Here is an 18421-nt window from a genome sequence, read left to right on the forward strand (position 1 = left end):
TGGTCCTTCCAGTGGACCAATGCCGCCTACCAAGGTAGCCGCATGGAACGGTCGTTGTCGGTGTCCCAAGGGGCCGCACTCAGCATCGGCGCCGTACTCGGGACTGGAGTCATCACGCTGCCGGCGCTGGCCGTCCAGCTCGCCGGGCCGGCGTCGCTGATCGCGTGGATCGCGTTGATAGCACTCAGCATTCCGTTGGCCACGACGTTTGCGACGATGGGTGCGCGCTTCCCGGACCGCGGTGGGGTGTCGACCTACGTAGAACGCGCATTCGGACCATACGCAGCCGGCGCGATCGGCTGGTGCTTCTTCTTCGCGATTCCGATGGCCGCTCCTCCCGCAGGGTTGATGGCTGGCTGGTACGTCGCAGATGCCTTCGGTGGTGGCCGGACCACGGCACTCGCGGTGGCGGTGGTTCTCATCGCCGGCATCGGTCTGCTGAACGCTCGCGGCCTTCGACTGTCCGGTCACGTCCAGCTGTGCCTGACCGCTGTCCTTGCGACCTTGATCGCCGTCGCCGTGTTGGTCGCGGCCCCGCACGCTCAGACCAGCAATCTGCATCCGTTCATCCCCCATGGGTGGACGGGCGTCGGCGCTGCCGCGGCGCTGCTGGTGTGGGGGTTCGCCGGTTGGGAGGCGGTCGCGCCATTGGCCGGCGAGTATCGGCACCCGCACACCGACCTGCCGCGCGCGACGGGGATCGCGATCCTGGTCGTCGGTGCCCTGTACCTCGCGTTGGCCGCAGTGACCGTCCTCGTGCTGGGCCCGGCCGCGGCAGGCAGCAAGGCACCACTATCGGATCTGCTCACCGCAGGGCTGGGCGGTTCGGCCAAGACGATCACGGCGGTCGTCGCGGTGCTGCTGACAGCCGGCACGATGAACGCCTATTACGCGGGGGTCTCCCGCCTCGGCGCCGCTCTGGCCCGCGACGGAGCCCTGCCACGCTGGCTCGCAACGGGTGGCGAGCCGGGTCAGGTCCCGTTGCGGAGCCTGGCTGTCGTGATGGTGATGGGCCTGGGTTCGCTCGTGGTGACCACCGCCCTCGGTCTGAAACTGTCCACGACGATGCTGCTCGCGACCGGATGCTTCACAACGGTCTATGTCGTCGCGACCGGCGCCGCCGTACGCCTGCTGCCCCGCGGGCGACGGCCATGGTGGATCGCAGTGCTGGCCTTTGCGTCCGTGTTCGCGCTACTGCTGACGGGCTTGTCGCACCTGTGGTGGGCGGCGGGCATCGCCGTGCTCTCAGCCGTCTATCGGCGGCTCACTCCCGCTCGGCCGGTGTGCGTGAACCCGCAAGCGGAGCGTCACCCGACTCGTGGCGCGTCACGAAGCAGCTGACCGCTCCACGAGCCGGCGAGCGATCAGCCGCCGGAGACCGACAGCTCGGCCTGCGCGACCTCGGCGCGGAGACGGTCGTCGAGCGCCTGCGAGTCGAGCCACCCCTCGGGCAGCACGACGTGCCGCTCGGATCCGGCGCGCCCGCGCTGACCTTCTGCGGCGTCACCGGGCCACGGCTGGTCGAGCTCAAGGGTGCCGATGAGGTCGTCGAGCGCGGCCAGCGAGTCCACCAGGCCGAGGCTGGCACGCAGGTGCGAGCCGACCCGGAATCCCTTGAGATACCAGGCGATGTGCTTGCGGATATCGCGGCACGCCTTGCGCTCGTCCTCGAAGAACTCGGCGAGGTAGACGGTGTGCAGCCGCAGCGTGTCGGTCACCTCGCGCAGGGTCGGCTGCACCCGGGTCGGGCGGCCGGCGAAGGCGGCGGCCAGGTCGGTGAACAGCCACGGACGCCCGAGGCAACCGCGACCGACAACCACGCCGTCGCAGCCGGTTTCGCGGACCATCCGCACGGCGTCGTCGGCCGACCAGATGTCGCCGTTGCCGAGCACCGGGATGCTCGTCACGGTCTGCTTCAGCTGGGCGATCGCCTCCCACGTGGCCGTGCCGGAGTAGGCCTGCGCCGCGGTGCGGGCATGCAGCGCGACGGCCGCCGCGCCCTCGCCCTCGGCGATGCGGCCCGACTCGAGGAAGGTCAGGTGATCGTCGTCGATGCCCTTGCGCATCTTCACCGTCACCGGGATGTCGTATGGCGCGGCCTCGCGCACCGCCGCGGACACGATCCCGCGGAAGAGTTCAGTCTTCCACGGCAGCGCCGCTCCCCCGCCCCTGCGGGTGACTTTCGGCACGGGGCAGCCGAAATTGAGATCGATGTGGTCACAACGGTTTTCGCTGGCCAGGATGTGCACCGCACGCGCGGTGGTCGCCGGGTCGACGCTGTAGAGCTGGATCGAGCGCGGCTGCTCGTCGGCGTCGTGCTCGATCAGCCGCATGGTGAGCGGGGTGCGCTCGACCAGCGCGCGCGAGGTGATCATCTCGCTCACGTAGAGACTCGTCGCTCCCGAGGCGCCGCCCGCGGCGGAGCCGGCTGCGCCATACCTGCGGCAGAGGCGGCGGAAGGCCCGGTTGGTGATGCCCGCCATCGGCGCCAGCACCACCGGCGACTCGATCGTGTGGCGCCCGATCTGCAGCGGCGGCAGCACGGGGGTCGGGGCAAGGGTCTCGGTCATGGCGTCGTCCATGGTCCCAGGCGGGCGCCGCCGGGCCAAAATCGGCGCGAGTCCGCAGGTTCAGAGCCGGTCGCCGCAGTCGAAGTCACCGAAAAGGTGGCCGACACGCCGCGTCGATCGACGAAATCGGCGTGTCACGCACCTTATCGGTGAGTTTCGGCCTGGTTGTGACCGCGCCGGGGTCGGGCGAGCGCGAGTCCGCAGGATCGGAACCGGCCGCCGCAGCGGACCTCACAACCAGCCGTTGGCCTCGGCGATCTGCGCGGCCTCCGCGCGGGTGCGGGCACCGGTCTTGCCGATGACCGCGGACAGGTGGTTGCGCACGGTGCCCTCGGAGAGGAAGAGCTCCCTCGCGATGTCGGCGACGGTGCCACCACCGCGGGCGGCCCGCAGCACGTCGGTCTCTCGCGCGGTGAGTGGTGACTCGCCGGCGATGAGGCTGTCGGTCGCGAGTGCGGGATCGACCACGCGCAGACCCTGGTGCACCCGCCGCACGGCGTCGGCCAGCTCGCGGGCAGGCGTGTCCTTGACCACGAATCCCGCTGCACCGGCCTGCAGCCCGCGACGCAGATAACCCGGTCGGCCGAACGTCGTCACGATGAGCACTCGGCAGTCGGGCAGCGCCTTGCGCAGCTCTGCGGTCGCCGAGATCCCGTCCAGCCCGGGCATTTCGACGTCCATCAGCACGACATCGGGTCGCTTCTCAGTCGCCGCATCCACGACCTCGGTGCCGTCACCGACCTCGCCGACCACGGTGAGGTCCTGCTCGAGCTCCAGCAGTGCGGCAAGTGCGCCACGGACCAGCGCCTGGTCGTCGGCGAGCATCACCTTGATCGTCATGTGGGCCGCACCTCGGGGGTGCGCGCCACCTGCGCCGTCGTCACCGGCCGCTCCACCTGATCATCCTCCCGCACCGCAACTGTCACCGAGAACCCGTGCGGTGCAACGGATTTGGTGATCAAGACGGCGCCCGAAGCGTTGGCGCGTTCACGCAAGCCACGCAGCCCGTTGCCACTCGGCGACACCTCCGGCCCGCCGACTCCGTCGTCCGTCACCGTGATCGAGCTGGGCGTGACGGTGATGACGCAGTGCTCTGCCTCGCTGTGCCGCAGCACGTTGGTCACGCTCTCGCGCACCGTCCAGGCGAACAGCTCGACCAGATCGGCCGGCACCTGGTCCAGGGCGGTGGGCGTGCGTGCCTCGATGCCGCCCGCGGCGAGCGCCTCCCGGGCCCGGGTCAATTCGCCGGACAACGAGATCTCCCGGTAGCCCTCGACCGCTCGTCGCACGTCCGCGAGCGCTGTGCGCGAGAGATTTTCCAGATCGGCGACCTCGGCCCGGGCCCGCTCGGTCGCGTCGGCGTCGAGCAGCCGGCCGGCAAGCTCCGCCTTGACGGTGATCACCGTCAGCGAGTGCCCGAGTATGTCGTGTAGGTCGCGCGCCATCCGGTTGCGCTCCTGCTGCACCATCAGCTCGGCATTGACCTTCTGCGACTCCTGCAATTGATGCTGACGCCGACCGGCGATCCGGCCGACGGTGATCGCCACCGCGCCGAAGCCGAGCCCGACGAACATGCTCCAGTCGTGCTGCCAGTCCGCCGCCTGCCACAGCACGATGTAACCCACCGCCACCGCGACGACCACGGCCCAGCCGACCAGTGCGGAGAAGGTCCACAGCGCCGACAGCGCGAAGAAGACGCCGGCCGTGTAGCCGTTCTGCCCCACGGCCACAACGCAGGCGACCGCGAGCAGGCCCATCACCGCGTAGCGGGCCCGGTCCCACGCGGGCAGCGCCATACGGCGTCCGGGGAAGGTGCTCTGGAAGAAAACCGCGCGGCGCGCGTAGAAATGCCACAGGTAGACCACGCAGAAGGCAGGCACGACGACCACGCCGAGCATGCCGCGCGGGGTGTCGATGCGCGCAACGGCGTCGACGAACGGCTGGATCATCCAGAACAGCCAGATGCCGCCCCAGAAGAACATCACCGCAAGCGCGCCACGCCGGTCCCGCGACGGATCGGGCTCACGCGCGGGGTCGCACCCGGAGGTTTCCCCCGGGTGCGACCGCTGCTTGTCGGTGGTCATCGTCGGTCAGCTTTTCACGAAGTCAGACCCGCTTGGTGTCCCGGCGGAAGCACCACACCGCACCGGCGAAGAAGAACCCGACCCAGGCGAGCGCGCTGACCAGCCACATGCCGTCGAACGAGCCGCCGAGCACCGGGTAGCGGGCGATCTGCGACAGGCCCCACAGCGGCGTGAACGAGGCGAGCGTCTGCATCGTGGAGTTCATCACCTGCAGCGGCAGGAAGAGGCCGCCGGCGAAGGCCAGCAGCGAGATGCCGGGGCCGAGGATCTGCATGGCGTTCTCGGACGGCACCAGGTAGCCGATGAACAGTCCGAGCGAGGCGAGGCTGCTGCCGCACACCCAGGCCAGCAGCATCGCGACCGGCCACTCGACCGCCGACAGCTTGGCGCCGGTGGCGGCCCCGATCGCGAAGACGATCAGCACCGGCAGCGCCGCGGCGACCATCGCGCACACCACCTTCACCGCGATGTATGCCGAGCCGGTCAGCGGCGTCAGGCGCAACTGCCGGCTCCAGCCCTGCGCCCGCTCGACCGACACGCTGGCCCCGATCGCGGCGGCGGCGGCGACCGCGCCATACACCGCGAAGGTGATCATCTCGTAGCCCTTCACGTCGATCGAGCTGTCCGGGAAGGTGCCGCTCTGCGTCGCGCCGAACGCGGCGTAGAAGATCACCGGCAGCACCACGGTGAAAATCATCGTGCGCTTGTTGCGCAGCACCCGGGCCAGCTCGATGCGCAGCAGGCGGCCGCTGAAGCCGCCGCGCGCGGGCACCCGGCGGTCGAGATTGATCGGCTCATCGGCCGGGATCGGTTGCACTGCGGACAGATTCGTCATGTCAAGTCTTCCCCTCGTGAATGAGTTCAGTGCTCGTCGCTGGTGAGCGCGACGAAGGCGTCTTCCAGCCCGCGCGCGGTTATCTCGATGTCCCTGGCGTTGGTCTGGGTCAGCAGGTGACGTGCCACGGAGTCGCTGTCCTTGGCGTGCAGCAGCACCGACTCACCGCGCACCTCCACCGACTCGACACCGGGTATGGCGGCCAGCTCCCGGTCGCTGAGGCCGCTCAGCGTCGCCCGGACGGTCCGCCCGGACGCCATCGCCTTGATCTGCGAGCCAGTGCCGTCGGCCACGATCTGACCGTGCCGCATCAGCACGATGCGGTCGGCGTAGAGGTCGGCCTCCTCCAGGTAGTGCGTTGCGAAGAGCACCGTGCGGCCGCGCTCGGCGTCCTGGCGGATGGCCGACCAGAAGTCGCGCCGTCCGGTGACGTCCATGCCGGTGGTCGGCTCGTCGAGCACGATGAGCGCCGGGTCGGAGACGAGGGCCATCGCAAACCGCAGCCGCTGCTGCTGGCCGCCGGAGCACTTGTGCACCTTGCGGTCGGCGATATCGTCGATGCCCGCCCGCTGCAGGCACTCCTGCACCGAGCGGGTCTGCACGAAAAGACTCGCGGTCAGGTCGACGGTCTCGCGGACCGTGAGGTCGCGCAGCAACCCACCGGTCTGCATGACCGCCGCCACCAGTCCGCGGGCGACGGCGTCACGCGGTTGCATGCCGAAGACGCGGGCGGTGCCGGCGTCGGGCTTGGACAGGCCGAGCATCATGTCGATGGTGGTGGTCTTGCCGGCGCCGTTGGGGCCGAGGAAGGCCACCACCTCGCCCGGCTGCACCGTCAGATCCAGACCCTTGACGGCATCCACCTGGCCGAAACTCTTGCGCAGACCGGCCAGTGCGATCGCCGGTGCCCCCTGCGGGTCGATGCCGGAGCCCGGCACGCCCGTCGCTGTTGTCGTCATCATGCCCACCAGATTGCCGCGCAGGAAGCTGTGGCAGATCTGCCGCTCGTCATCGGCCTGGCATGACATCGGTCATGGGTGTCGGGACTCGGCAGATATCCTGGCCGTGATGAGCGCTCCGTCCCGTCCCCAGGTCCACGCCTCGCCGCTGCGCGTCCGCGTCGAGCACGCCAGCGACCCCGCGGTCCAGGCGATCGGTCGTGCCCCCCGCGCGCTCCCGGCCGGGGTGGCACTGCTGCTGGTCGTGGTGGGCGCGATCCTGCGAGGTCCGGTCGGCGCGGTGTGTTTCGGCGTCCTCGCGGCCGTGGTCTGCTGGTTGCTCTACCTGGCCTGGCCGCGGATCGAGCCGATCGAGCGGATGATGCGCATCGCTGTGCTGTTGCTCCTCGTGGCGCTGACCGTGGTGTGTGCGGCAGGATGAGCGCGATGACCAGCGGGAACCAACCGGTGCGCCGGACCACCAGACAGCAGGTCGCCGTTGCCGAGCAGCTGAACGGCCAGGACGACTTCGTGTCCGCCCAGGACCTGCACGCCTCGCTGCGCCAGGCGGGCGAATCCGTCGGTCTGGCAACGGTTTACCGGGTGCTGCAGACGATGGCCGCCGACGGTGACGTCGACGTGCTGCGCGGCCCGGACGGCGAGGCGATCTACCGCAAGTGCAGCACCGGGTCCCACCACCATCACTTGGTATGCCGTGAGTGCGGCCGCGCGGTCGAGGTCGAGGGACCGCAGGTCGAGCGCTGGGCCGCGGAGGTCAGCGCCGCCCACGGCTTCACCGGCGTCGAGCACACCGTCGAGATCTTCGGCGTCTGTGCGGAGTGCAGCGCGAAGAAATAGCCGCTACGCGGTCTACGGTGCCGCCTTGTCCACGGCGCCGCCGAAGCGCCGGTCCCGGTCGGCGTAGATCTGGATCGCCCGCCACAGGTCACGGCGGTCGAAGTCGGGCCAGAGCGTGTCGAGGAAGACCATTTCGGCATACGCCGACTGCCACAGCATGAAGTTGCTGGTGCGCTGCTCCCCCGACGATCGCACGAAAAGGTCGACGTCGGGCATGTCCGGCCAGGTCAGGTTGCGCGCGATCGTCTTCTCGCTGATCGAGCTCGGCTTGAGCTTGCCGGCCTGCACCTGCTCGGCGATGCGCCGGGTCGCGTCGGCGATCTCGGCGCGGCCGCCGTAGTTGACGCACATCTGCAGGGTCATCACGGTGTTGCCGGCGGTGATCTCCTCGGCCCGCTGCAGTTCTTTCAGCACCGACCGCCACAGGCGGGGGCGTTGCCCCGACCAGCGGCAGCGCACGCCCCACGAGTTGAGCAGGTCGACCCGGCGCCGGATGACGTCACGGTTGAAGCCCATCAGGAAGCGCACCTCGTCCGGCGACCGCCGCCAGTTCTCGGTGGAAAACATGTATGCCGACAGGTTCGGCACACCCGCCTCGATGCAGCCGGCGATCACGTCGATCAGCTGCGCCTCGCCCGCCTCGTGGCCCTTGGTGCGCGGCAGTCCGCGCTGGTTGGCCCAGCGGCCGTTGCCGTCCATCACCATCGCGATGTGCTGCGGCACCAGCCGCGCCGGTATGGCGGGGGGCTTCGCACCGCTGCTGTGCGGCTCGGGACGCAGGTGGTCGTGCTGCCGGGTCATCGCGTCGTTTCGAGGTGAGAGCTGCTGCGGTCCACAAGGCGCAACGATCTCACGCCGCGTTCGAGGTGCCACTGCACGTAGGCCGACACCAGCCCGCTGCCCTCCCGGCGGGCGGTGTCGTCACTCGCGTCGGCGACCGTCCAGTCGCCGGTGAGCAGCGCCGCGAGCAGCACGAAGGTCTCCTGGTGCGGGGCCGCGCTGCCCGGGGTGCGGCACGAGTAGCAGACCGCGCCGCCGCTTGCGAGATTGAAGGCGCGGTGCGGGCCGGCGGCCCCGCACCCGGCGCAGTCGACGAAGCTCGGTGCCCAGCCGGCGATCGACACCGACCGCAGCAGGTAGGAGTCGAGCACCAGCTCGGGCCGGTGCTCGCGGTGCGCCAGCGACGCGAGCGCGCCGGCGAGCAGGTTGAACTGTTGCGGCACCGCCTCGTGCTCCTCGCTGAGCCGCTCGGCGGTCTCGAGCATCGCCGTCGCGGCGGTGAACGCGCCGTAGTCGCGCACCAGCTGTTCGCCGTATGGCGCGAGCATCTCCGCCTGGGTCACCGTGTCGAGCGAACGACCCTCGTAACACTGCAGATCGACGATCATCCCCGGCTCCAGCCGGGCGCCGAAACGGGACTTGGTGCGACGCACGCCCTTGGCCACCGCGCGCACCTTGCCCCGCCCGCGGGTGAGCATGGTCACGATGCGGTCGGTCTCCCCCAGCTTGTGGGTGCGCAGCACGATGCCGACGTCGCGATAAGTGGCCATGACGGGCTCCATTGTCGCCGACGGGCGGGCGATAGGCGCGCAGGCCCGCCGTACCCTGCCCCCATGCCTCAACGCTCGTATGACGTGATCGTGGTCGGCGGCGGTCACAACGGCCTCACCGCGGCCGCCTACCTGGCCCGGGCGGGCCGGACGGTGTTGCTGCTGGAGCGGCAGGACCACCTCGGCGGAGCGACGGTCTCGGCGCAGGCTTTCGCCGGCACGGGCGCCCGCCTGTCGCGCTACTCCTACCTGGTCAGCCTGCTGCCGCGGCAGATCACCCGCGACCTCGGCCTGGCGATCACGCTGCGGCGGCGGCGCTACTCGTCATACACACCGGTGCCGGGCGGCGATCGCGGGCTGCTGATCGACAACCAGGACGCGGGGGCCACGGCCGCGTCGTTCGCCGCCATCGGTGCCGCCGCGGACGTCGAGGGCTGGCACGACTTCTACTCCCGCACCGGCCGACTCGCGCGGACACTGTGGCCGACGGTCACCGAGCCGCTGCGCCGGGCGGCGCAGGTGGAGGAGCTAATCGGGGACCGTTCGCTGGTCGATGACTTCCTGCGGCGGCCGCTCGGTGAGGTCATCGAGGCCAGCGTGGCCGACGACCTGACGCGCGGGGTGATGCTCACCGACGGGCTGATCTCGACCTTCGCGCAGGCGCGCCAGGCCGACCTGCAGCAGAACATCTGCTTCCTCTACCACGTGATCGGCGGTGGCACCGGCGACTGGGACGTGCCGGTCGGCGGAATGGGTGCGGTGTCGGGTGCGCTCGAGCGGTCCGCGCGCGAGGCCGGCGCCGAACTCGTCACCGGCGCCACGGTCACCGCGCTCGACGACGGGTCGGTCACCTGGCGGACCGGTGATGACGAGCTGACCGCGGATGCCACCCAGGTGCTCTGGGCGGCCGCGCCCGCGGTGCTCGACCGGCTCATGGGGTCCATGCCGTCGCCCGCCGAGGGCGCGCAGGTAAAGGTCAACCTGCTGCTCTCCCGGCTGCCGCGGTTGCGCGAGCAGTCCGTCGCGCCGGAGGCTGCGTTCGGCGGGACGTTCCACATCAACGAGACCTACTCAGGTCTGGAAACCGCCTATCAGCAAGCGATTTCAGGTGCCGCGCCAACACCGATGCCGGCCGAGATCTACTGCCACTCGCTCACCGACCCGACGATCCTGTCGCCAGAACTGCAAGCATCGGATGCCCAGACGCTGACCGTCTTCTCGCTGCAGACGCCCGACCGCCTGCTCGACGGCACCGACGCCGAGCGGGCGAATCTGCAGCGGTCCGTGCTGGATTCGTTGTCCAGCGTGCTCGCCGAGCCGATCGAGGACGTCGTGCTGCGCGATGCCGGCGGCAACCTCTGCATCGAGACCAAGACCACCCGCGACCTGGAGGCGACGCTCGCGATGCCGGGCGGCAACATCTTCCACGGTCCGTTGTCGTGGCCGTGGGCGGACGACGACGAACCGTTGGAGACGGCCGCGCAGCGATGGGGCGTAGCAACGGCATACGACCGGATCCTGTTGGCGGGAGCAGGATCTCGCCGGGGCGGCGGAGTGAGCGGCCTCGGCGGCTATCACGCGGCGCAGGCCGCGCTGGAATCCTTAGGGGACTGATCCGCTCGACATTTTTTCGAACACATGTCTACACTGGCCGGGTGAGTATGCCGCTGCAGGGCTCCCTGCTCGACCAGGTCGACGAGGTGGGTTTGCGCCCGCTCGCCGGCGCGGTCCGGCGCACCACGTTGACCCGCGGCGCGTGGATCGACCTGCGACCGGGCTGGCTGACCGGCGCGGACGAGTTGTTCGCCCGCCTCGCGCTCGGCGGCAGCGCAGGCGTCGACTGGCAGGGCGAGCGCCGGATGATGTACGAGCGGGAGGTCGACACCCCGCGCCTGCTGCGTTTCTACCACCAGCACGAGCAGCTGCCCGATCCGGTGCTGGCACAGGCGCGTTCGGCGCTGTCCGACCACTACCGGGCGGAGCTGGGCGAGCCGTTCACCACGGCGGGGATGTGCCTCTATCGCAACGGCGACGACTCGGTCGCCTGGCACGGCGACCGCATCGGCCGGTCGAGCACGCAGGACACCATGGTCGCGATCGTCTCGATCGGCCACCCGCGCACGCTCGCGCTGCGCCCGGTCGGCGGCGGCAGCTCGATCCGGCACACCCTCGGCCACGGCGACCTGCTGGTGATGGGGGGTTCGTGCCAACGGACTTGGGAACACGCCGTGTTGAAGACCAGCAAGCCGGTCGGCCCGCGGATCAGCATCCAGTTCCGGCCCTACGACGTGCGCTGACCCGCCGCATCGCCGGCACTGCCGACCTCGCTGCGCAGCTTGCCGAAGACGACCAGGTCGACCCGGCCGGCATGCACGAAGCCAGCTGACCGCAGCACGCCCTCACGTTGGAAGCCGGCTGCGAGTGCGGCCTTCTGTGAGCCGAGATTGCCTGTCGCAGCACGGATTTCGACGCGCTCCATGCCCTGGTCGGACAGTGCCCAGTCGGCGAGCAGGCGGGCGGCGCGAAGTCGGCGACGAAGTCGCGGGCGTGGCTCTCGTCATACGGCCTGGGCAGCGGGAGCCATTCCTGAGTGAGCGTGTCGCGACACCCGGCAACGATCGCCGGCACGTCGGCCTCGGTGGGCTTGCGGAGCAGCAGGTCACCGTCGCGCAACAGGGCACGCTCGAATCTCTGGGGCATGCCCCCATTAAGCACCAGGCGCCAGGGGTCGGACACGAATAGGTCACGACCCGCGTGGCGCGAGCCGAACGGCGCGACCCGGGGCGGACGCGCCGATACTGTCCCGCGCCATGGAAAGTCGACCCGTCACCCGGCGCCTGGCGCTGCTGGGCGGCACCGGCGCCGTCGCGACCGGTGCCTTCTTCGCGGCGCCGCAGAGTGCGTCCGCGGCAATCACCGGTGCGCAGCTGCACGCCAGGCTGGGCGCCTACGACGCCTCGCGCAGCGGGCCGGTCGCCGTCAGCGTGCACGACCGCCGCACCCGTGTCTCCTGGAGCTACAACGGCACCTGGCACAACGAAACCCTGAGCATCGTCAAGGTGCTCATCCTCGCGACCGTGCTGCGACGTTGCCAGGAGCGCCAGGTCAGTCTCACCTCGACCCAGCGCTCGCAGGCGGTGGCGATGATCACCCGGAGCGACAACTCCGCGACCAACGCGCTGCTCACCTGGGTGGGTGTCGCCAGCGTTCGTCGGGTTGCCGGTCTCTACGGCCTGACAAGCACTGTCATCCAAGGCGGCACCACGGCCGGTGCGGCCAGTTGGTGGGGCTACTCGACGACGACCGCCGCAGATCAGGCGTCGCTGATGGTCAAGATTGTCTGGGGATCGAGCAGCGTGCTCACCACGGCCAACCGCGAATACATCAAATCGCTGATGCGGCAGGTGATTTCGTCGCAACGCTGGGGTGTCTGCGCGCCGCCGCTGCCGACCAGCAACCAATGGACGACCAAGAATGGCTGGGGACCGCTCAGCGGCGGCTACCGGCTCAACTCGATCGGCTACATCTACGGCAACGGACGTGATTACGCCGCAGCGATCCTGACCCGGTCTCCGGCCGGGTACTCCTACGGCCTCACCACGATCAACGGCGTGTCGAAGGTGCTCTATGACGCGCTCGCCCAGCCGCTGGTCTGATCGTCAGCCGCCCAGCATTATCGGGATCACGCCGAAAACGATGATCAGCACGATGACCGCGATCAGCACCCAGAGCCCCTTGCGGGGTTGTTTGGTCGGCCCCATCGACCCCTTCATGAACTGCACGAACGGCGCCGCGTAATAGACGTCAACCGTCTGCCCCGGAGCCAGCGTCACGTCGTACGACGCCTGGCCGTACTGCACGATCCAGGTCGCATGGGCACTGACCGTGTGGGTGCCCGGTGGCACCGGAATCGTGTTGAGTCCGTAGGAGACTGAGACCGGGTAGCCGTCGATCTGCACCTTCGGCGTCAGCATGTTCGAAGTCAGCACGCTGCCTTGAACGGTCAGCCGGATCAGCGGACTCTGGGTCGCGGGCGACCCGGACGGCGGATAACTCTGCGGCTGCCCGGCACCCGGCTGCGGCGGGTAGCCCTGTGCCGGAGGCTGATTCGGCTGCACCGGATAACCCTGCGGCGTCTGCTGATTCGGCTGCACCGGATAACCCCGCGGCTGCCCGCCTTGCGGCGTCTGCCACGGATCCTGCTGTCCCCCACCTGGATACGTCATACCGGCACCCTAGTGGCAATGACGATCAGCCGAGGGCGGTCTCGATCGCGGTGCCCAGCTCGTCGACCTGGGCGTCGGTCATCACGAACGCCGGCGAGATCTGGATGCCGCCCGCACCGACCGCGCGGGTCGCGACGCCGTGCTGCCGCAGGGCCGCGGCGAGTCCGGCCGCCTCGGACGGCTCGGTCAGCTGCACGGCCGCGAGCGCACCGGTGCCGCTGCGCACCTCACTGACCCGCTCATGCTCCGCAATCGGCGAAAGCCGAGTCTGCAGAGTGGTTTCCAGCCGTGCGGCGTCCTCGAGCAGACCCTCCTGCTCGACCAGGTCGAGGTTCGCCAGCGCAACCGCCGCGGCCGCGGCGTGCCCGGAGTAGGTGTAGCCGTGCCGCAGCCAGCGTCCAGCGTCCGGGGCGAAGAAGAGTTCGGCGACCTTGGGCGCCACGAACACCGCACCCATCGGCAGGTAACCGGAGGTGAGGCCCTTCGCCGTGGTCACGAAGTCGGGCTCGAGGCCGAAACGCGTTGAGGCAAACCACGATCCGCCGATCCGGCCGTAACCGGTCACGACCTCGTCGGCCACGAACAGCACTTCGTTCTCGGTGCAGATCTTGCGGACCGCGGTCAGGTAGTCCTCCGGCGGCGGGTAGACCCCACCGGCGCCGATCACCGGCTCGCAGAAGAACGCGGCGACATTCTCCGCGCCGAGACGCTCGATCGTCCCGCGCAGGTCCTCGGGGTCGTCCCAGGCGACGTGCGCCTGGTCCTCGATGAGCTCGCCATACCCCTCGGTGTTGCCGGGTATGCCGCCGAGCGACGTTCCGGCGTAATGCATTCCGTGGTAGGCCTTCTGCCGCCCGATGATGATGCGGCGGGTCGGCTGACCCATCTCCACCCAGTAGCGGCGGGCGATCTTGGCAGCGGTCTCGACCGAGTCCGACCCGCCTGAGGTCAAGAAGATCTTCGAGCCCGGCACCGGTGCGATCCCGGCCAGGCGCTCGGCGAGCTGCAGCGTCACGTCCGGGACGTAGTCACCGAAGGTCGAGTAGTGCGCCAGCTTGGTCATCTGCTCCGCGGCAGCGTCGGCGAGCTCCCGACGGCCGTGACCGACGTTGGCAAACCACAAACCGGCCGTCGCGTCGAGGTAGCGGTTGCCCTTGTCGTCGTAGACGTGCACTCCCTCGGCCCGGGTGACGATGAACTCGCCCCCGCGCTCGACGGCGCCCATGTCGGAGAACGGATGCCAGAACGCGCCCACAGCGCACCCTCTTCCCTGCTCGATGCCGGTTGTCCCGCACGAAAATATCGGCTGACGTTGTCGGCACCCGACCCTAGGGTCGGTCGTATGACGAATGAGCCGCCCTTCCAGCAGGTGATCGCCGACGAGTCCGCCCGCTTCCGGGCCGCTCTCGCCACCGCGCCTGATCAATCCGTCCCGACCTGCCCGGACTGGACCACCGACGACCTGCTGTGGCATCTGACCGAGGTGCAGTGGTTCTGGGGCACGATCGTCGCCGATGACGTGTCCGACCCGCAGACCCTCGAGCGCCCTGACCGGCCGGGCGGCCGCGCCGCCGCTCTCGCGGCCTTCGACGACGCGAGTGCCGCGCTCCGGCAGGCCCTCGCCGACACCGCGCCGGACCAGCGTCGCTGGATGTGGGCGCAGGACGACGCGCTGCACACCGCCGGTTACATCGCCCGCCGGCAGGCGCACGAGGCGTTGATCCACCGGGTCGACGCCGAGCTCACCGCCGCCGGGCCGGTCGGCCCGATCGACCCGACACTCGCCGCGGACGGCGTGACGAGGTGGTGCGGGTGATGTACGGCCGGGAGCACCGGCTGCTCACCTTCGCGCCGACGGAAGGTCAGGTCGTCGCCCTCGTCGCGACCGACACCGGCCGCCGGTGGCTGCTGCAGCTCGGCCGCGAGACCGGCACCGACCCCGAAAGCGGCGAGCAGTATGACGACGCCAACTTCCGGCCGGCCACGGACGACGCGACGGCCGTGGCGACCGTCAGCGGACCGGCCGCCGAACTGGATCTCTGGCTGTGGAACCGGCCGACGAGCGCGCCGCTGCACCGCACCGGCGACACCGACGCACTCGCGGCCCTTGACGCCATACTCGCCGAAGGGATGCAGTAGGCGCGCGTCAGACCTGCGCCGGTTGAGCGGCCGAATCCCCTTCGCCCTCAAGGCTTTCGACTGCCTGCGCGTCACGCTCGGCCCGGTTGACCGCCGACAGGATCGCGGTGAGTGACGCCTTGACGATCGAGCTGTGCACGCCGACGCCCCAGATGACGCGGTCGCCGATCGCGCACTCGAGGTAGGCGGCCGCGCGGGCGTCCTCACCGGCCGACACCGCGTGCTCGGCGTAGTCGAGCACGCGCACGTCGACGTCGATGGTCGCGAGCGCGTTGATGAAGGCGTCGATCGGGCCGTTGCCGTCGCCCTCGACGGTGATCTCCGCGCCGTGGTCGGTCATCGTCGCCACGATGTGGTCGCGTCCCTCGTCGCCGCTCTCGATGCGGTGGGTGACCGGCGCGAAACGGCCCCACGCGGTCTCGCCGGAGCCGGTGCCCGGCAGGTATTCGTCCTCGAACGCGGTCCACAGCTGCGCCGGCGTGACCTCGCCGCCGGAGGTGTCGGTGTGCCGCTGCACGACGCCGCTGAACTCCACCTGCAACCGGCGCGGCAGGTCCAGCTGGTGCTCGGTCTTGAGCAGGTAGGCGACGCCGCCCTTGCCGGACTGGCTGTTGACTCGGACGACGGCTTCGTAGGACCGGCCGACGTCGTGCGGGTCGATCGGGAGGTAGGGGACGCCCCAGACGAGTTCGTCGATCGACTTGCCGGTCTCCGCCTGCTGGCGGGCCATGTCGTCGAAGCCCTTCTTGATCGCGTCCTGGTGCGAGCCGGAGAACGCGGTGAAGACGAGGTCACCGCCATACGGGTGGCGCTCGTGGACCGGCAGCTGGTTGCAGTGCTCGACGGTGCGCCGGATCGAGTCGATGTCGGAGAAGTCGATCTGCGGGTCGATGCCCTGCCCGAAGAGGTTGAGCCCCAGCGTCACCAGGTCCACGTTGCCGGTGCGTTCGCCGTTGCCGAAGAGGCAGCCCTCGATGCGGTCACCGCCCGCCTGGTAGCCGAGCTCGGCGGCGGCGACACCGGTGCCGCGGTCGTTGTGCGGGTGCAGGCTGAGCACCACCGACTCGCGGCGGTTGAGGTGCTTGCTCATCCATTCGATCGAGTCTGCGTAGACGTTCGGGGTTGCCATCTCGACGGTCGCCGGCAGGTTGATGATCATCTTGTGGTCCGGCGTCGGCTCGATGATGTCGATGACGTCGTTGCAGATCCGCGCCGCGAACTCCAGCTCGGTGCCGGTGTAGGACTCCGGGGAGTATTCGTAGTAGACGTCGGTGTCCGGGATCGTCTCCTCCAGCTTCTTGCACAATCGCGCCGCCTGGATGGCGATGTCGGCGATGCCGTCCTGGTCCAGCCCGAAGACCACCCGTCGCTGCAGCACGCTGGTGGAGTTGTAGAAGTGCACGATCGCCTGCTTGGCGCCGCGGATGGCGTCATACGTCCGCTCGATCAGCGCGTCGCGGGACTGGGTCAGCACCTGGATCGTGACGTCGTCGGGGATGTGACCGCCCTCGATGAGCTCCCGGACGAAGTCGAAGTCGGTCTGGCTGGCGCTGGGGAAGCCGACCTCGATCTCCTTGTAGCCCATCCGGACCAGCAGGTTGAACATCCGCATCTTGCGCTCGGAATTCATCGGGTCGATCAGCGCCTGGTTGCCGTCGCGCAGGTCGACCGCGCACCAGCGCGGTGCCTTGTCGATGATCTTGTCGGGCCACTGTCGGTCGGGCAGGTCGACCTTGATTTGCTCGTGGAAGGGTACGTACTTGCCGATCGGCATCGTGGTCGGCTGCTGGGGGTGCTTCATGGTCTCGCCTTTGCGGTGGGTGCTGGGCTTCGGCCCGGGCAGCAGAACCTCCGCGGCGAGGAAGGCCGAAAGTCAGGCCTCGCCGCGGCAGCGAAGGAGAAGCACGTATGCCGCACGCACGCTCCGCAGCCTAGGCCACCGGTTTGGCTGGTGTCCATGGTTTGGGCAGCACGTCCACCACCTGGACACCTGCGGATCAGCCCAGCTGCGCCGCGATCTCACCCGCGGTGCGGATCTGCTCGAGCGCGATCGGCAGCTCGTCGGCGGGGAAGAAACTGATCGCGTCGATGCCGGCCCCGCGCATCGCGTCGACGTAGGTGACCGCGTCGTCCAGGTTGCCGATCGCGCCGAGCTGGGTCCACCACTCGTCCGGCGCGTGGTCTGCCCAGTCGGTGCCGTGCCGCTCGACGAGGCGTTGCAGGTCGTCGAAGAAGCCGGTCGCGCGCAGGCCGGAGTGGCCGTGACCGACCATCTCAGCGAGGAACGGTGCGGCGATCCGCCGGGCCTCCTGCCGGTCGGGCAGCACGCACAGGGTGGCGTAACAGCGATGCTGGAAGCCTTGGTCGGTGCGACCGGTGTGTCGGCGCGCCGCGACGAGGGCGTCGACCGGGCACGGGGCATCGAGCAGCACGCCGTCGGCGTACTCCCCTGTCATCGCGAGCGATCTCGGTCCGCGCACGCCGGCGACGACCGGCGGCACCTGCTGCGGCCGATGCTCCAGGGTGATGTCCCGCGCGGTGACGTAATCGCCTGTGCTGTCGACGGTTTCGCCGGCAAGCAGCTGACGTACGACGGTCAGCGCCTCACGCAACGCGGTGACCGGTGATGCCGGTCGGACGCCCATCTGCGCCATCCACGACTGCACTCCATGGCCGATGCCGCCGACGACCCGACCCGGCGCAAGACTCTCGAGGGTGGCGATCTCCATCGCAGTGACCGCCGCGGTGCGCGCGACGGCCGGCAGCACCCCGAGGCCGACGGTCAGCTGCTCGGTCGCGGTCAGTGCCGCCGCAGCGAGTGGCGGCGCGGTGGTGAAGAAGCAGTCCTCGATCAGCCACAACTCCGCCAGCCCGGCCTGCTCGACACGGCGCGCATAGTCGGCAACCTCGCAGGCACCGAAGGCGCGGTCGAAGCAGATGCCGAGAGCGGGAGGGTTCGTCATACGCGCAGGCTAGGTGGATGGTCGGACAATGCCGGCTCGAGACCTGTGCCGCAGCGTGCACAGGCCGCAACCGTTTCGACTTATGCACGCCCCCGGGCCGCACAGCGTGCACAACCCGCAACCGTTTCGACTTACGCACGCCCCCAGCCCCCAGACCGTGCACAACCCGCAACCGTTTCGACTTACGCACGCCCCCAGCCCCCAGACCGTGCACAACCCGCAACCGTTTCGACTCATGCACGCCCGGCGTCGCGGAAC

General features: G+C 69.6%; 20 protein-coding genes. 8 read left to right on the forward strand and 12 right to left on the reverse strand.

The annotated features are described in order from the left end of the window. The first annotated feature begins 42 nt into the window (after window positions 1-42). Entirely contained in the window at window positions 43-1341 is a 1299-nt protein-coding gene (locus N2M23_RS17370; RefSeq protein WP_265447222.1) for an amino acid permease, read from the forward strand. Window positions 1342-1364: 23 nt separating this feature from the next. On the opposite strand, the gene dusB is transcribed toward N2M23_RS17370, so the two are convergent. From dusB to N2M23_RS17395, 5 genes are all read right to left on the reverse strand, one after another. Further along, on the reverse strand, window positions 1365-2570 hold the full coding sequence (dusB, locus tag N2M23_RS17375) for a tRNA dihydrouridine synthase DusB (protein ID WP_265447224.1): 1206 nt from the start codon (window positions 2568-2570) through the stop codon (window positions 1365-1367). Window positions 2571-2801: 231 nt separating this feature from the next. Beyond that, on the reverse strand, window positions 2802-3410 hold the full coding sequence (locus tag N2M23_RS17380) for a response regulator transcription factor (protein ID WP_265447225.1): 609 nt from the start codon (window positions 3408-3410) through the stop codon (window positions 2802-2804). Next, window positions 3407-4654, reverse strand: a complete 1248-nt coding sequence (locus N2M23_RS17385) for a sensor histidine kinase (protein WP_265447227.1) — start codon at window positions 4652-4654, stop codon at window positions 3407-3409. The genes N2M23_RS17380 and N2M23_RS17385 overlap by 4 nt, the downstream gene beginning before the upstream one ends. A gap of 22 nt (window positions 4655-4676) precedes the next feature. Further along, window positions 4677-5489 (reverse strand): ABC transporter permease, encoded by an 813-nt coding sequence (locus tag N2M23_RS17390; protein ID WP_265447229.1) that lies wholly within the window; start codon window positions 5487-5489, stop codon window positions 4677-4679. A gap of 26 nt (window positions 5490-5515) precedes the next feature. Next, entirely contained in the window at window positions 5516-6448 is a 933-nt protein-coding gene (locus N2M23_RS17395; protein ID WP_265447777.1) for an ABC transporter ATP-binding protein, read from the reverse strand. A 109-nt stretch (window positions 6449-6557) separates the two neighbouring features. Here N2M23_RS17395 and N2M23_RS17400 point away from each other — a divergent pair, with 109 nt between their 5' ends. Both N2M23_RS17400 and N2M23_RS17405 read left to right on the forward strand, forming a co-directional pair. Continuing rightward, window positions 6558-6869, forward strand: a complete 312-nt coding sequence (locus N2M23_RS17400) for a DUF6703 family protein (protein ID WP_265447231.1) — start codon at window positions 6558-6560, stop codon at window positions 6867-6869. A 5-nt stretch (window positions 6870-6874) separates the two neighbouring features. Then, window positions 6875-7285 (forward strand): Fur family transcriptional regulator, encoded by a 411-nt coding sequence (locus tag N2M23_RS17405; RefSeq protein ID WP_265447233.1) that lies wholly within the window; start codon window positions 6875-6877, stop codon window positions 7283-7285. A gap of 12 nt (window positions 7286-7297) precedes the next feature. On the opposite strand, the gene N2M23_RS17410 is transcribed toward N2M23_RS17405, so the two are convergent. Together N2M23_RS17410 and recO are read right to left on the reverse strand one after the other, a co-directional pair. Beyond that, entirely contained in the window at window positions 7298-8086 is a 789-nt protein-coding gene (locus N2M23_RS17410) for an isoprenyl transferase (RefSeq protein ID WP_265447234.1), read from the reverse strand. After that, window positions 8083-8835 (reverse strand): DNA repair protein RecO, encoded by a 753-nt coding sequence (gene recO, locus N2M23_RS17415; protein ID WP_171156838.1) that lies wholly within the window; start codon window positions 8833-8835, stop codon window positions 8083-8085. The genes N2M23_RS17410 and recO overlap by 4 nt, the downstream gene beginning before the upstream one ends. A 63-nt stretch (window positions 8836-8898) precedes the next feature. Between recO and N2M23_RS17420 the strand changes: the two genes are divergently transcribed. After that, window positions 8899-10449 (forward strand): phytoene desaturase family protein, encoded by a 1551-nt coding sequence (locus N2M23_RS17420; RefSeq protein ID WP_265447237.1) that lies wholly within the window; start codon window positions 8899-8901, stop codon window positions 10447-10449. Between the two features lie 47 nt (window positions 10450-10496). Further along, a complete protein-coding gene (locus N2M23_RS17425) occupies window positions 10497-11132 on the forward strand; it encodes an alpha-ketoglutarate-dependent dioxygenase AlkB (RefSeq protein WP_265447778.1) in 636 nt (211 codons plus the stop codon). Here the strand turns inward: N2M23_RS17425 and N2M23_RS17430 are convergent. Beyond that, window positions 11117-11314 carry a GNAT family N-acetyltransferase gene (locus N2M23_RS17430; RefSeq protein WP_265447238.1) on the reverse strand — a complete coding sequence of 66 codons (198 nt, stop codon included), beginning with the start codon at window positions 11312-11314 and terminating at the stop codon, window positions 11117-11119. The genes N2M23_RS17425 and N2M23_RS17430 overlap by 16 nt on opposite strands. Window positions 11315-11645: 331 nt before the next feature. Between N2M23_RS17430 and N2M23_RS17435 the strand changes: the two genes are divergently transcribed. Beyond that, window positions 11646-12491, forward strand: coding sequence for a serine hydrolase (locus tag N2M23_RS17435; protein WP_265447240.1), 846 nt, complete (start codon window positions 11646-11648; stop codon window positions 12489-12491). A gap of 3 nt (window positions 12492-12494) precedes the next feature. Here the strand turns inward: N2M23_RS17435 and N2M23_RS17440 are convergent, their stop codons facing one another. Together N2M23_RS17440 and N2M23_RS17445 are read right to left on the reverse strand one after the other, a co-directional pair. Further along, entirely contained in the window at window positions 12495-13061 is a 567-nt protein-coding gene (locus N2M23_RS17440) for a polyadenylate binding domain-containing protein (protein WP_265447241.1), read from the reverse strand. 25 nt (window positions 13062-13086) lie between these two features. Beyond that, entirely contained in the window at window positions 13087-14316 is a 1230-nt protein-coding gene (locus N2M23_RS17445; protein WP_265447243.1) for an aminotransferase family protein, read from the reverse strand. Between the two features lie 87 nt (window positions 14317-14403). Here N2M23_RS17445 and N2M23_RS17450 point away from each other — a divergent pair, with 87 nt between their 5' ends. Both N2M23_RS17450 and N2M23_RS17455 read left to right on the forward strand, forming a co-directional pair. After that, window positions 14404-14877, forward strand: coding sequence for a maleylpyruvate isomerase N-terminal domain-containing protein (locus N2M23_RS17450; protein ID WP_265447245.1), 474 nt, complete (start codon window positions 14404-14406; stop codon window positions 14875-14877). Next, a complete protein-coding gene (locus N2M23_RS17455; RefSeq protein WP_341870613.1) occupies window positions 14874-15200 on the forward strand; it encodes a hypothetical protein in 327 nt (108 codons plus the stop codon). Before N2M23_RS17450 ends, N2M23_RS17455 begins: the two co-directional genes overlap by 4 nt. Before the next feature lie 7 nt (window positions 15201-15207). Here N2M23_RS17455 and leuA read toward each other — a convergent pair whose 3' ends face one another. Both leuA and N2M23_RS17465 read right to left on the reverse strand, forming a co-directional pair. Beyond that, window positions 15208-17001: a 2-isopropylmalate synthase gene (gene leuA / locus N2M23_RS17460; protein ID WP_265447247.1), complete on the reverse strand. Its 1794-nt coding sequence runs from the start codon at window positions 16999-17001 to the stop codon at window positions 15208-15210. 196 nt (window positions 17002-17197) lie between these two features. Then, window positions 17198-18163 (reverse strand): LLM class flavin-dependent oxidoreductase, encoded by a 966-nt coding sequence (locus N2M23_RS17465; protein ID WP_265447249.1) that lies wholly within the window; start codon window positions 18161-18163, stop codon window positions 17198-17200. Between the last annotated feature and the right edge of the window lie 258 nt (window positions 18164-18421).

Origin of the sequence: Flexivirga meconopsidis, assembly GCF_026162425.1 — a bacterium.
In the GTDB taxonomy this organism is placed as follows: domain Bacteria; phylum Actinomycetota; class Actinomycetes; order Actinomycetales; family Dermatophilaceae; genus Flexivirga; species Flexivirga meconopsidis.

What these genes read in the sequence shown, in the direction of transcription:
- N2M23_RS17370 (WP_265447222.1), top strand. Translation starts at nt 43, where the DNA reads ATGGAACGGTCGTTGTCGGTGTCCCAAGGGGCCGCACTCAGCATCGGC.
- N2M23_RS17380 (WP_265447225.1), bottom strand. Translation starts at nt 3,410, where the DNA reads ATGACGATCAAGGTGATGCTCGCCGACGACCAGGCGCTGGTCCGTGGC.
- N2M23_RS17430 (WP_265447238.1), bottom strand. Translation starts at nt 11,314, where the DNA reads ATGGAGCGCGTCGAAATCCGTGCTGCGACAGGCAATCTCGGCTCACAG.
- N2M23_RS17410 (WP_265447234.1), bottom strand. Translation starts at nt 8,086, where the DNA reads ATGACCCGGCAGCACGACCACCTGCGTCCCGAGCCGCACAGCAGCGGT.
- N2M23_RS17400 (WP_265447231.1), top strand. Translation starts at nt 6,558, where the DNA reads ATGAGCGCTCCGTCCCGTCCCCAGGTCCACGCCTCGCCGCTGCGCGTC.
- N2M23_RS17450 (WP_265447245.1), top strand. Translation starts at nt 14,404, where the DNA reads ATGACGAATGAGCCGCCCTTCCAGCAGGTGATCGCCGACGAGTCCGCC.
- N2M23_RS17440 (WP_265447241.1), bottom strand. Translation starts at nt 13,061, where the DNA reads ATGACGTATCCAGGTGGGGGACAGCAGGATCCGTGGCAGACGCCGCAA.
- dusB (WP_265447224.1), bottom strand. Translation starts at nt 2,570, where the DNA reads ATGACCGAGACCCTTGCCCCGACCCCCGTGCTGCCGCCGCTGCAGATC.
- N2M23_RS17390 (WP_265447229.1), bottom strand. Translation starts at nt 5,489, where the DNA reads ATGACGAATCTGTCCGCAGTGCAACCGATCCCGGCCGATGAGCCGATC.
- N2M23_RS17425 (WP_265447778.1), top strand. Translation starts at nt 10,497, where the DNA reads ATGCCGCTGCAGGGCTCCCTGCTCGACCAGGTCGACGAGGTGGGTTTG.
- N2M23_RS17385 (WP_265447227.1), bottom strand. Translation starts at nt 4,654, where the DNA reads ATGACCACCGACAAGCAGCGGTCGCACCCGGGGGAAACCTCCGGGTGC.
- N2M23_RS17420 (WP_265447237.1), top strand. Translation starts at nt 8,899, where the DNA reads ATGCCTCAACGCTCGTATGACGTGATCGTGGTCGGCGGCGGTCACAAC.
- recO (WP_171156838.1), bottom strand. Translation starts at nt 8,835, where the DNA reads ATGGCCACTTATCGCGACGTCGGCATCGTGCTGCGCACCCACAAGCTG.
- N2M23_RS17405 (WP_265447233.1), top strand. Translation starts at nt 6,875, where the DNA reads ATGACCAGCGGGAACCAACCGGTGCGCCGGACCACCAGACAGCAGGTC.
- N2M23_RS17465 (WP_265447249.1), bottom strand. Translation starts at nt 18,163, where the DNA reads ATGACGAACCCTCCCGCTCTCGGCATCTGCTTCGACCGCGCCTTCGGT.
- N2M23_RS17395 (WP_265447777.1), bottom strand. Translation starts at nt 6,448, where the DNA reads ATGACGACAACAGCGACGGGCGTGCCGGGCTCCGGCATCGACCCGCAG.
- leuA (WP_265447247.1), bottom strand. Translation starts at nt 17,001, where the DNA reads ATGAAGCACCCCCAGCAGCCGACCACGATGCCGATCGGCAAGTACGTA.
- N2M23_RS17435 (WP_265447240.1), top strand. Translation starts at nt 11,646, where the DNA reads ATGGAAAGTCGACCCGTCACCCGGCGCCTGGCGCTGCTGGGCGGCACC.